Origin of the sequence: Vibrio sp. Vb1337 (assembly GCF_033338715.1) — a bacterium.
In the GTDB taxonomy this organism is placed as follows: Bacteria; Pseudomonadota; Gammaproteobacteria; order Enterobacterales; family Vibrionaceae; genus Vibrio; species Vibrio alginolyticus.
The window spans coordinates 47373-59322 of the sequence record NZ_JAWOTD010000002.1; the positions used below are offsets into that span (position 1 = coordinate 47373).

The 11950-nt window shown below is 45.8% G+C and carries 10 protein-coding genes; 1 reads left to right on the forward strand and 9 read right to left on the reverse strand.

What is annotated here, in order from left to right; all coding sequences use genetic code 11:
- Positions 1–7 precede the first annotated feature (7 nt).
- From betI to R7E42_RS02140, 9 genes are all read right to left on the reverse strand, one after another.
- Positions 8–607, reverse strand: coding sequence for a transcriptional regulator BetI (gene betI, locus R7E42_RS02100; protein WP_017820329.1), 600 nt, complete (start codon positions 605–607; stop codon positions 8–10).
- A gap of 605 nt (positions 608–1212) precedes the next feature.
- Entirely contained in the window at positions 1213–3234 is a 2022-nt protein-coding gene (locus tag R7E42_RS02105) for a tetratricopeptide repeat-containing diguanylate cyclase (protein ID WP_031812775.1), read from the reverse strand.
- A 462-nt stretch (positions 3235–3696) separates the two neighbouring features.
- Entirely contained in the window at positions 3697–4455 is a 759-nt protein-coding gene (locus R7E42_RS02110; RefSeq protein WP_005373217.1) for an SDR family oxidoreductase, read from the reverse strand.
- A 9-nt stretch (positions 4456–4464) separates the two neighbouring features.
- Positions 4465–5361, reverse strand: a complete 897-nt coding sequence (gene mmsB / locus R7E42_RS02115; RefSeq protein WP_171343167.1) for a 3-hydroxyisobutyrate dehydrogenase — start codon at positions 5359–5361, stop codon at positions 4465–4467.
- A gap of 19 nt (positions 5362–5380) precedes the next feature.
- Complete coding sequence (locus tag R7E42_RS02120) at positions 5381–6511, reverse strand: enoyl-CoA hydratase/isomerase family protein (protein ID WP_318072294.1); 1131 nt, start codon at positions 6509–6511, stop codon at positions 5381–5383.
- A gap of 10 nt (positions 6512–6521) precedes the next feature.
- Positions 6522–7298 (reverse strand): enoyl-CoA hydratase, encoded by a 777-nt coding sequence (locus R7E42_RS02125; RefSeq protein ID WP_017633670.1) that lies wholly within the window; start codon positions 7296–7298, stop codon positions 6522–6524.
- Positions 7299–7347: 49 nt separating this feature from the next.
- Positions 7348–8502 (reverse strand): acyl-CoA dehydrogenase family protein, encoded by a 1155-nt coding sequence (locus tag R7E42_RS02130; RefSeq protein WP_149150630.1) that lies wholly within the window; start codon positions 8500–8502, stop codon positions 7348–7350.
- Between the two features lie 93 nt (positions 8503–8595).
- Entirely contained in the window at positions 8596–10089 is a 1494-nt protein-coding gene (locus R7E42_RS02135) for a CoA-acylating methylmalonate-semialdehyde dehydrogenase (protein WP_053304725.1), read from the reverse strand.
- 70 nt (positions 10090–10159) lie between these two features.
- A complete protein-coding gene (locus R7E42_RS02140) occupies positions 10160–11338 on the reverse strand; it encodes a thiolase family protein (RefSeq protein WP_046264876.1) in 1179 nt (392 codons plus the stop codon).
- A 209-nt stretch (positions 11339–11547) separates the two neighbouring features.
- Here R7E42_RS02140 and R7E42_RS02145 point away from each other — a divergent pair, with 209 nt between their 5' ends.
- Entirely contained in the window at positions 11548–11934 is a 387-nt protein-coding gene (locus tag R7E42_RS02145) for a MerR family transcriptional regulator (RefSeq protein WP_005373242.1), read from the forward strand.
- The last annotated feature ends 16 nt before the right edge of the window (positions 11935–11950 follow it).

Below are 11950 nucleotides of genomic sequence, written 5' to 3' on the forward strand. Positions count from 1 at the left end.
GTAACTTTTATATTTTTTCAGAATAAAACGTAAGTTGTTTTTCGAGATAATCGTTGATGATGATTCTCGCTCTTTCTGCATCAATGCCTTGCGGGTTGAGCGTTCCGCGCAGCCAAATTCCATCAATAAGTGATGCAATACCATGAGCAACCAATTCAGCCTGCTCTGCATTTAATAATGCTTTGAGTTCTTTTCTTAGGTGGGACAATAGACGTCGTTCGTTGACACGCTGTAAACGCTTGAGCTGCTCGTCATGCATTGAGTACGACCAAAACGCCAGCCAAGTCTTAGCAACTTGGTTTTCTGCCTGATAGCCGACAAAGTTACCGTCAATGATTGCATTAATTCTTTGGTGATGAGCATCACTTGGCAGCTCACGTAACTTCTGTGTGATAGTGGACGAAAGCTGACGCAAGATTTCTCGCATCGTTTCCTCCAGCAATCCGTGCTTACCACCGAAATAGTGGTTGATAATCCCCGTTGATACACCGGCTTCTTTGCTGATTAACGAAATACTCGCCGCGTGTAAACCGACTCTATCAATCACTGACATTGTCGCTTTCACAAGCTGCGGTTTTCTGATTTCAGGCATCCCCACCTTTGGCATTTTGCGTCCCTGTTATTTTTAATTGAACGGTTAGTTAAATATAAAATGCCTGAAAATTAATTCGAACTCAAATTATTTTTAAAGAAAAATGTTAGTAAAAAAGGATGAAAAGTTGAGGGTGTACGAAAAATCGCTCGGTAAGAACTTGTCGGGATAACTAGATTTTAGTTTAAGAACAAACAAACAAGAAAAACAAAATCAAATACTTAACTCTTACTCTATTTTTAAAACGATTATGAACGAGTTGATTTTTGAACAACAAAAATCTGTGCCACAAAAAATTTATATCGACCACTAATCATTTCACCTGTACACGGTTTATTTGTACAAAGAATAGACACACTAGTTTGTTATAGTTTTGTAGACACAAGTGGCATTCGCACTTTGAAGGTGAAGAAGGCAAAGAGAGAGGTTATATTGAACGCCATGAATATGCGATTCGATATCCTTAAGCCATTTTTAAGTAATATCGCCAAGTGACTTTAAGATGTTAGATTCAGCGTTTTATATTCGAAGCAAGGATCTCAAAGTCACTTGGCTATCAAAGTAAATGGGAGGGATAAGTTCAGATTCATCGTGCGATGAGCCTGAACTCTTGATTTCTGTTACGCTAGCGAGCGACCTTTCACGCAGTTGCGTCCGTTCGCTTTCGCTTGATAAAGCAATTTATCGGCCTGATCGCAAAGTGATTTAAAACTCATCTCATTATCTTCAGTGGTAACGACTCCAAAACTACAGGTCACTCTCACTTCTTCTTTCTGTTCCGTAACAAAGCCATGTAGGGATAAAGCGCTACGTAAACGTTCTGCAGTAATAAGGGCGTTTTTATGGTCTGTATTGGGCATAACAACAACAAACTCTTCCCCACCAAAGCGAGCAACAATGTCGTTCTCACGTACAGTTTCCTCCAACACTTTGGCAACGCCCGTTAGTACGGTATCTCCAAACACATGCCCATAGGTATCATTTACCTGCTTGAAATAATCCACATCGATTAACGCTAAAGTTACTGGCCCCGATTGTGGTTTATTTGGCACCATTTTCTGTTTATCGAGTTTGCTATCTACCCATTTATTTAAAGCTAGATAACCGTACTTAACTTGCTCGACTTGCTCAAAAACAAAGTGTTGTATCTTTTCTTGCTTAGATTGAGGTACCGGTTTCTCTTTTCGCTCACGCCTCACTTCTACTGGCTTAGTGAACCAGTCCTCTAAAAAACGGCGATTGAACAACCCTGTCAATGTGTCTGTCTTTGCGAGGCGACGCATTCTCAAACGCGAGCGATTGACGACGAGAAATACTACCGCCATCAAAAATAGAACACCGATGAGCGCAAGTAGCGCTTCACCCAATAAGTAAAAAGTACGACGGTTATTTTCTAGCTCCATACGCTGCAACACATTGTTCCAGTTGAGATCTTCGTTCTCATATTCAAGTCGTTCCAATTCAAATAACGTCTGCTGGCGCTCAAGATTTTCAACTTCTCTTTGATTACTAAATTGGATAAATTTATCGTGATAGTTACCGTAAGTTTCGAATGCTAGTTTAAAGTCATTGCTCCCCGCATAGGCCATAGCGGCGACTTTTAGTAGCTCCATTTGCTGTTGCTTGACGTATCGACTCTCTATAATCTCCGGCAGCATTGGCGCGATCATCGCTAAAAGTATTTCAAATTGCTGCTGCTCTAACATATATTCGGCTTGTAACAACTTAAATGTTGCCAAATACGCGCTAGACGTTTCTCTGTACTGTAAATTCTCCGCCAGCTTCAAGTGGTTAACCATCTTCTTTTCTTGATTCGTCTCGCGATATAAAGCTGCAAGTTCAAGGTTAACTCGAAATCTAAAGCGTCCATCACCGATAATTTGAGCCAGCTTTAACGCTCGCTGATATGACGCTATCGCCTCTTCGTATTGGAACTGTGCTTTATGAAGTTTCGCTATCGTCAAAACGCTCAACAACTCATTGAACGACATACGCCTATCCCTAAAATAGCGATATGCTTGTTCCAAAAGCGCCTCAGATCGGTCGTAACCCTGAATTTTGACAAGTACGTCACCTAGCTCTAGTGCTGCACGTTCGACCAGCCCGTGAACACCTGAAGATTCAGCCACATCCATGGACGACATAAGTGCAGCATAGGATTTTTTAAACTCACCTTGCTCATCGTAATAGCGTCCTTTTAGCAACAGGATTTCTGATTCAAGTTGCTTATCACCATTCTCACGCGATGTTTCCAACAAGCTATCCAACGCAGAAAGCGCGGTATCGATATCGCTCTTTCCAACCATAGTTCGCATCTGAATCAACTTAAACAGGAGATACTCATGGCTCTGTGGACGCACAAGCTCCAATCCTTTTTGAACGACACTCTGACTCTCTTCTACGCGCCCTAGCAGCTCTAAAACCGTGGCCTTGGCAAGCCAGTAACGCACCAACAGCGCTGTTGGTTGGTTTTGTAGTAAAGACTCTTCTTCTAACGCTTCAATCAAAGCTAAAGAACTCTGAGGTAATGCGTAAATTTGATTTTCGATGCCTTCTAACGACTGTAAAAACTTACCTTCCTGTTCCACCTTTTCTGTGGAGGCCTGAACAGAAAAACACAGACACCCCAATAATAGCGGCATCGTCCTAAGCGAATGAAATAGTGACATTATTGCTCTTCCCTAATGGGTAGTTACTTCAGTGTAATTGAGAATTCTGATTATTTATTATTAAGACAACTGAAGGTTATTCAGTCAGCCTCATATTCCCATGTATTTTGCGCTGAATAATAAATCACCATCTTTAGATGCCGAAATAGTTTTCGGTTACAATATGACCAATAAGAGTGTTTTTTACACACCAAGAATGACGATCTCGTTAGTGAGACAAAAGATCGTCTTAGTTGTGAGTTGATACATTTACATGACAAGCAATATAGAACTAACCATTCACATTAGAAATAGAATCAATTTTTATACCGTTCGATGAGATAGCAGTCGACGATGCATCCAATACATTTTTCAGATAGAAGCAATAAAAGAAAGGAGAAAATGGAAGGAAGCGGACAATCAAACTCGCTCCCCTTTTTTATGTTGCAGAAGGGGTTACATTCGCATTCCGCCATCGACTTCGAACACTCTTCCGGTCACGAATTCGTTGGTTAACACGTATTTTATGGTCGATGAAATTTCATCCGCCAAACCTAAACGTCCAACCGGAATCATTCCGATTAAACGTTCCATCGCTTCAGGTTTTATTTGGTCTGTCATGGCAGTTTTGATGACACCCGGAGCAATCGCCACTGAGCGAATTCCGAAACGCCCTAACTCTTTCGCCCACACCGTTGCCATGGTGGCTACCGCCGCTTTAGATGCTGAATAGTTGGTTTGACCAATATTCCCGGCACGCGCAACGCTGGATATGTTGATCAGAACCCCTTTGCTATCGGTGTTCAGCATTACCTTGCTCGCTTCACGGCCACACAGGAAAGTGCCTGTTACATTCACATCTAGAACAGACTGAAATTGTTCCAGCGACATCGTGTTAACCTGACCATCTTTGACTTTAATGAACATACCATCACGCATAATACCTGCGTTATTGATAACGCCATTGAGCTGCTTGAAATCTGCCTCAATTTGCTCAAAAGCAGTGCACACCTGCTGTTCGTCAGTCACGTTCGTCACATAAAAACGAGCGGTAACGCCGAGAGATTCACATTCCGCTTTCGTTTCAGCCAGTTGATCTGAATTGAGGTCGATAAGCGCAAGATGAACGCCATTTTCCGCCAGTGACAGTGCCATTTGTTTACCCAGCCCCTGCCCTGCCCCCGTGATCGCAATGACCTTATTTGCTAACTCCATAAGCGCTCCTTAGGCCTGATTTTGCTTTTGGTAGAACTCAAACAAGCTTGAAAAATCTTTTTGCCCGTTGCCCTGACCGTTGTGAAAATTAAACAGATTACGAGCCAAGCTGCCCATTGGCGTTGATGTTTGACTGGCAACCGCCGCTTCCATCGCAAGACCCAGATCTTTAGCCATTAACTGGCTCATAAAGCCGCCTTGATAACCATTGCTTGCAGGCGTATTTTCCATCACACTTGGACAAGGGTTATAAAGCTCTAGCGCCCAGTTACGTCCTGAACTTTGCAACATGATGTCGGAAAGCACTTTGGGATCGAGTCCGTTTTCCATCCCTAAATTGAGTGCTTCACAGGTGCCGCTCATCAAAATGCCCAACATCATGTTATTGCAGATCTTCGCCACCTGACCAGCTCCAGCATCACCAGCATGGAAGATGTTTTTACCCATGTGGCTAAGCACCGCTTTGGCTTGAACAAAGTTCTCTTGTGAGCCGCCAACAATGAAAGTTAACGTACCTGCTGCTGCGCCCGCAACGCCACCAGATACTGGTGCATCAACAAAACTGATACCAAGTTGCGATGCTTTTTCGCCAACCAAACGAGCAGTCGTAGGATCGATGGTGGATGAATCAATCAGCAAGGTGCCTGATTCGACGCTATCTAAGATGCCATCTTGACCAAGATAAACGCTTTGAACGTGTTGGCTCGCTGGCAGCATAGTGACAACCACCTCCACACCTTGTACTGACTGCTGAACGGAATCGGCACTTGAAGCGCCCAATGCGGTCAACTCCTCAACTGCGCTTAGGTTCAAATCAAATACTTCGACATTCAAGCCCGCTTTGAGTAGATTCTTAGCCATAGGCGCACCCATGTTACCAAGGCCAATAAATGCAATTTTGTCCATATCGTATTTCTTCCTTGTACTAAAGTGCCGCTATAGCTACCGACGATGCGGTCAGTGGGTATTCTGCTGAGTCAATTGGCGAGAAGAAGCGCTCCAAAACTTGTGGCGTTACGTCAGAAACCGTGCGATGTTGCCAAGTCGGTTGATTGGTTTTATCAATAATCAGCGCACGAACCCCTTCTCTAAAATCACCTTCTAAGCCACAACGTAGTGTTAGGTTAAATTCCATATCAAAACACGCTTTCAAAGAGAGTTTTTGATACTGCGTTAACTGCTGATAAGTGATACTGAGCGACAACGGACTGCCATAGTTCAGTGCTTTTTGCGCATTGACGAACCACTTGCTATCAACGTTAGCACAGCTGATTGCATCAACAATTGACGCTAAGTCACCCGAACATAACTGCTCAATCAATTCCGCATAGGGCATCAACATCCCTTCGGTTGGCTCGTCCACGTGTACCGAACGCAGCGTAGTGGCGATTTTTTCGTTGATGTTCGCTTCACCTTTCCAACTTACCGATGCAAGCAGATCCAGCAGCACTTGCTTGTTTTCTGGCTGTGCAATCCATTGGCTTAACCCCAACGCTTTCATATCTGTTGCGTTAATTTGGCAAGCTGTCAAACTCAGGAAAAGTGCCAAATGTTTTGGCAACTGGTTTAGGAAGTACGTCGCGCCTACATCTGGGTAAAGGCCAATTTTAATCTCTGGCATTGCAAAGCGTGTGGTGGTTTCTGCTACGCGATGGCTGGCACCCATAAACAGGCCAACTCCCCCGCCCATCAAATAACCATGTCCCCACGCGATGATCGGTTTTGGATAAGTATGAATAAGATGGTCACAGCGATATTCGAGGTCAAAGAAGGTTTCCATCGCTGAAAACGCAGAATCAAAGTCTTGCTCTTTGTTTTCAAGTGCACGGTAGATCGCTTGAATATCACCACCAGCACAAAACGCTTTTTCACCTTGAGCATGCAAGAATACCGCGATGACGCTGTCGTCCGTTTGCCATTCATTAAGCTGTTTGTACAACTTCTCAATCATCACGTAACTCAACGCGTTGAGAGCTGCTGGGTTATCAAGCTCTAGCACACCAATAACAGAGCCATCAGCGCACTCAAGTTTTGAAACATTTACTGTACCTGTCATTTGGCCTCCGCTAGCTGTTTGTCCATTGTGGCTTGCGCTTTTGCAAAAACGCATTCACACCCTCAGTCTGATCTTGTGTATTGAACAGCTGCAAAAACAGTTCACGCTCCAAAACCAATCCAGCTGCATGAGTTTGGCTGCGTCGACCTTGAATTAGCGTTTTGCACGCAGACACAGATTTCGGTGATTGACCTGCAACACGCTGTGCTAGCTCCATAGCCGCTTCGAGTGCTTGACCTTTCGCCACCACCTCTTCGACTAACCCAATTTTTTCCGCTCGCTCGGCCGTCACACGCTCGCCACACAGGATCATACGCTTCGCCCAACCTTCACCTACCAACGCGGTCAGGTTTTGCGTCCCTCCCGCACACGGCAACAAACCTACCGATGCTTCAGGAAGTGCCATTTGTACTTGTTCTTCTGCGATACGAATGTCACACGCCATCGCCACTTCCAGACCGCCGCCCATCGCGTAACCATTAATCGCTGCGATAGAAACCCCATCGAATGCAGAAAGCGCTTCAAACGCTTCACCAAATGCGAACGCCATGTTTGCTGCTTGTGATTTATCACCCGATGCAAAGTTATTAAGATCTGCTCCAGCAGAAAAGAATTTCTCGCCTTCGCCTGTTAAAACCAACGCATAAATAGAGCGATCATTGCTAAGTTCAATCGCCAACTCTTTTAGCTGATTCAAAGACTCAAGCGTCCAAGTGTTCGCTGGCGGATTGCTAATCGTGAGCTTGGCAATATGCGCTTCGCGCTCTAATTTGATTTGTGCCGTCATAATCTTTCAGTCCTTTTTAATTTCTTGAGGTAAGGCTGTGTCTCGCTGACTAAAGCAGCTCAACGCCTTCCGTTAGTAATCGTCTTGCGACGATCAGACGCATGATTTCGTTGGTACCTTCAAGGATTTGGTGAACACGAACGTCTCGGAAATGGCGCTCTACTGGATATTCTTTGATGTAGCCATAGCCACCGTGAATTTGCAGCGCCTGATCGCAGACTTTAAAGCCCACATCAGTAGCAAAGCGTTTTGCCATGGCACAGTACGCACTTTTTTCTGCGTGCTGGGCATCGAGTTTAGCGGCAGCGAGTCGCACCATTTGACGCGCAGCGACCAGCTCAGTCGCCATATCAGCAAGCTTGAACTGCAACGCTTGAAATTGCGCCAGTGAACGGCCGAACTGTTTGCGTTCGTTCATGTATTGCTTGGCTTCGTTCAGTGCTTGTTGCGCAGTACCGACGGAACAAGTAGCGATATTGATTCGACCACCATCAAGGCCAAGCATGGCGAACTTAAAGCCTTCTCCCTCTTCACCCAACAGATAGTCAGCCGGAATGCGGACATTTTCGAAGGTAATCGTGCGAGTTGGCTGGCAGTTCCAACCCATTTTGGCTTCTTTTTTACCGTAGCTAATGCCTTCGCAATCAGCAGGAACAACGAATGCAGAAACGCCACCCGCTCCTTCACCACACGAACGCGCCATCACGACCAATACATCTGTATCACCGGCACCCGAGATAAACACTTTTGCACCATTGAGGACAAACTCATCGCCATCACGCACTGCGCTAGTCGTTAGAGAAGCGGCGTCAGAGCCGGCATTAGGTTCGGTTAAACAGTAGGAAGCGAGCTTTTCACCCGAAATTAGATCCGCGCTAAATTGCTGCGCCACTTCGGCTTTGGCAAAGCTGGTGATCATCCACGTCGCCATGTTGTGAATGGTCATAAACGCAGTAGTCGCGGTACAACCCATAGCCAACTGCTCGAAAATGATCGCCGCATCCAAACGAGATAACCCCAAGCCACCATGCTCTGGCGGCGTATAGATGCTCAGAAAACCAAGTTCACCTGCTTGACGCAGTACGTCTTTAGGGAAATGATGGTTTTCATCCCACTCGGCCGCATGAGGCGCTAACATTTGGTCTGCAAACTGCTTTGCTACTTCGGCAAACGCGAGTTGATCTTCGTTTAATTCAAAATCCATCTTGAAGTCCTAAGGTCTAATTCGTTGCATTTGTATCCGAGCCAAGCCCACTTAAACGGTGGCGCTTGGCTAGAGGTGTCGCTAATCCAGTAATTAGCTAAGTTGAATGGTCATGTTTGGACCGCTTGGAATGTCATCTTCAAACCAACGCGCGGTGACAGTTTTCGTCTCGGTGTAGAAGCGAACCGCTTGTTTACCGTAAGCATGCAGGTCGCCGTAGAAGCTGCCTTTCCACCCAGTAAATGAGAAAAATGGCAATGGCACTGGAATCGGCACGTTGATGCCTACGTTACCTACTTCGATATTGTGCTGATACTTTCTCGCGGCAGCGCCGTTCGCCGTGAAAATAGACGTACCATTACCAAAGCGGTTTGCATTGATCAGTTCAATCGCTTCATCTAGGTCATCCACTTCCATAGTTAACAGCACAGGCCCGAAAATTTCTTCCTGATAAATCGACATGTCTGTGGTCACGTTGGTAAACAGTGTTGGCCCCACCCAGTTACCGTTCGGAAAGCCAGGCACTTGGCAGTCTGTCCCGTCCAGAACACAATTCGCGCCTGACGCTTTGCCTTCATTAATCAGATTCACCACTCGCTGCTTCGCTTGAGGGCTAATCAGCGGACCATAACCGGCGGTTTCATCATCCCACGCGCCAGGCTGAACCTGAGCTAACGCCTCTTTAAGCTCTGGAATCCATTCTTTGGTTTCGCCGACAAATACGGCAACCGAAATCGCCATACAGCGTTGGCCTGCAGCACCCACTGACGCGCCAACTAGGTTATTGATGACTTGCTGTTTGTTTGCATCCGGCATGATGACCATGTGGTTCTTAGCACCTGCAAATGACTGCACGCGTTTCAGGTTGTCTGTACCTGTTTTGTAGATGTACTCACCAACGGGCACAGAGCCAACAAAAGAGATCGCACGAACAACTGGATCAGTCAGAATGCGGTCGACTTGCTCTTTGGTCCCGTGAACAACTTGCAATACGCCTTTTGGTGCGCCAGCTTGTTCAAACAGCTCCGCCAGTTTCATTGCCGTTAGTGGCACTTGCTCTGACGGCTTCAAAACAAAGGTGTTGCCACAAGCTATCGCCATCGGGAACATCCACAATGGGATCATCGCAGGGAAGTTAAACGGTGTAATGCCAGCACAAACGCCGAGCGGTTGAATGTAAGAGTAACCATCAATATTGGTCGCGACGTTTTCCACCGTTTCGCCCATCATTGAGCTACAAATGTTTGCAGCTTGCTCTACCACTTCAATTCCGCGCCAAATGTCACCCTTTGCATCCGCGAGGGTTTTGCCTGTCTCACTTGAAAGCAGTATCGCCAACTCATCGTGTTGCTCTTTTAGCAAATGTTGGTAACGCAGCATCAATCTAGCACGCTCCGGCGCTGCAACTTCTTTCCAGCGTTTGAACGTTTCTGTTGCGCTGGCAATCGCCGCATTCATTTCCGATTCCGTGGCACAAGGTACTTGTGCAATCACTTCGTTGGTTGCCGGGTTGGTTACATCTAGCCATTGTTTTGAATCGGAGATGGCAAATTCACCACCGATATACTGCTTTACTTGTTCTGTCATGATGACATCCTTGTATTTTTCAGCTTGTTACTGACTACTGTTATGTAAGTGAAACTTTGTTGAGAGTGATTTAGCAGATTTCAATCGCGATAGCGGTAGCTTCGCCGCCGCCAATACAAAGCGATGCAACGCCACGCTTACCACCAGTTTGTTTTAGCGCATGAATCAAAGTGACAAGGATTCGATTGCCACTTGCGCCTATTGGATGCCCCAGCGCACAAGCCCCTCCGCGAGGGTTCACTTTGCTCTCGTCCAGTTCGAGTGCTTTTACCGCGTATTGAGTCACGACAGCAAAAGCTTCATTGATTTCCCAAAGGTCCACGTCCGATTTGTCCCAGCCCGTTTTTTCCAGCAGCGATTCAATCGCGAAGACTGGTGCGATGGTGAACTCATCAGGCTGTCTTGCATGCGTGCTGTACGCGACAATTTTGGCTAGAGGCTGAAGGTTTTCCTGACGACCAAACTCACTATCGACTAAGATCATTGCCGACGCACCATCCGAAATGGAACTAGAGTTTGCTGCGGTTACGCCGCCATCTTTGGCAAACGCAGGGCGTAAGGTAGGAATTTTAGTGACGTCGAGTTTGCTCGGTTGCTCATCATCTACAACCAAGGTTTCGCCGCGCCGACTTTTTACGTTAACAGGCACGATCTCTTCTTTGAACAAACCTTGCTCGATTGCTTGCTGCGCACGAGTCACCGACTGCTGCGCCCAGGCATCCATACTTTCACGGCTGAACTGATACTTTTGCGCCGTCTGTTCTGCAAAGACACCCATCAGCTCGCCTTGGTAGGCATCCTGCAACCCGTCATAAAACATGTGATCAAGCACTTGCTCGTGACCTAAACGGAAACCATCACGCGCTTTCTTTAATAGATAAGGAGAAGACGACATGTTTTCCATGCCACCAGCGATGACAGCATGCGCATTACCAGATTGAATAAGGTCATATGCCAGCATGACGGTTTTCATACCCGATCCACAAACTTTGTTCAGTGTCGTACAACCAATCGATTGTGGCATTTCAGCTTTAAGGCTTGCTTGTCTTGCAGGCGCTTGCCCCACACCGGCGGGTAAAACGCACCCCATCAACACTTCGTCTATTTTGTGCACATCGAGTTGGCTTTCGGCTAGCGCCCCTTGAATGGCTTTCGCACCGAGTTCCGTGACATCTGTTGAAGCTAATGCACCTTGAAAAGAGCCGATAGGCGTTCGCTTAGCGGCAACAATCCATGTTTCATTTTTCATTCCATTAACCTTTTGTTGACGTTTACGTCATAACTATACTAACATTTACGTTAACGTCAAGTTTGAGGTTATTGTTTGTTCGAGTGATTCTTTGATTTCGAGTAAATGCGAGTGATATCAAGGCTCAAGAGTGAATGTTGTTTGTTTACTTTAACGTTAACGAATTGTATATTCATGTAAATGTTATACGAAAGTCGTAAGGTTAAGGAATGAACACATTTAAGATCAGCGAGCTCGCGAAAGAGTTCGACATTACTACTCGAAGCATTCGCTTCTACGAAGATTTAGGTCTCCTAACTCCAGAACGTAAAGGCAACACTCGAATCTACAATGGTCGTGATCGAATTCGACTAAAGCTGATTTTGCGAGGTAAGCGATTGGGCTTTTCTCTTGCAGATATCAAAGAGTTATTTGAACTCTACGATACCGATCAAAGTACTGAGCAGTTGAACTATATGATTCGGTTGATCGAAGAGAAGAAGGCAGCATTGCAACAGCAAGCAAACGACATTCAAGCGGTAATGATGGAGTTAAATGCTGCGCAGTTGCGATGCCAAAACACACTGAGATCCATGAAAGGCGAAAAAGTCACCTAACACCTCAACTCTGGGA

Excerpts from the sequence above, each read along its gene's own strand:
- mmsB (WP_171343167.1), bottom strand. The coding sequence starts at position 5,361 with ATGGACAAAATTGCATTTATTGGCCTTGGTAACATGGGTGCGCCTATG.
- R7E42_RS02125 (WP_017633670.1), bottom strand. The coding sequence starts at position 7,298 with ATGACGGCACAAATCAAATTAGAGCGCGAAGCGCATATTGCCAAGCTC.
- R7E42_RS02140 (WP_046264876.1), bottom strand. The coding sequence starts at position 11,338 with ATGAAAAATGAAACATGGATTGTTGCCGCTAAGCGAACGCCTATCGGC.
- R7E42_RS02110 (WP_005373217.1), bottom strand. The coding sequence starts at position 4,455 with ATGGAGTTAGCAAATAAGGTCATTGCGATCACGGGGGCAGGGCAGGGG.
- R7E42_RS02135 (WP_053304725.1), bottom strand. The coding sequence starts at position 10,089 with ATGACAGAACAAGTAAAGCAGTATATCGGTGGTGAATTTGCCATCTCC.
- R7E42_RS02145 (WP_005373242.1), top strand. The coding sequence starts at position 11,548 with ATGAACACATTTAAGATCAGCGAGCTCGCGAAAGAGTTCGACATTACT.
- R7E42_RS02120 (WP_318072294.1), bottom strand. The coding sequence starts at position 6,511 with ATGACAGGTACAGTAAATGTTTCAAAACTTGAGTGCGCTGATGGCTCT.
- betI (WP_017820329.1), bottom strand. The coding sequence starts at position 607 with ATGCCAAAGGTGGGGATGCCTGAAATCAGAAAACCGCAGCTTGTGAAA.
- R7E42_RS02130 (WP_149150630.1), bottom strand. The coding sequence starts at position 8,502 with ATGGATTTTGAATTAAACGAAGATCAACTCGCGTTTGCCGAAGTAGCA.
- R7E42_RS02105 (WP_031812775.1), bottom strand. The coding sequence starts at position 3,234 with ATGCCGCTATTATTGGGGTGTCTGTGTTTTTCTGTTCAGGCCTCCACA.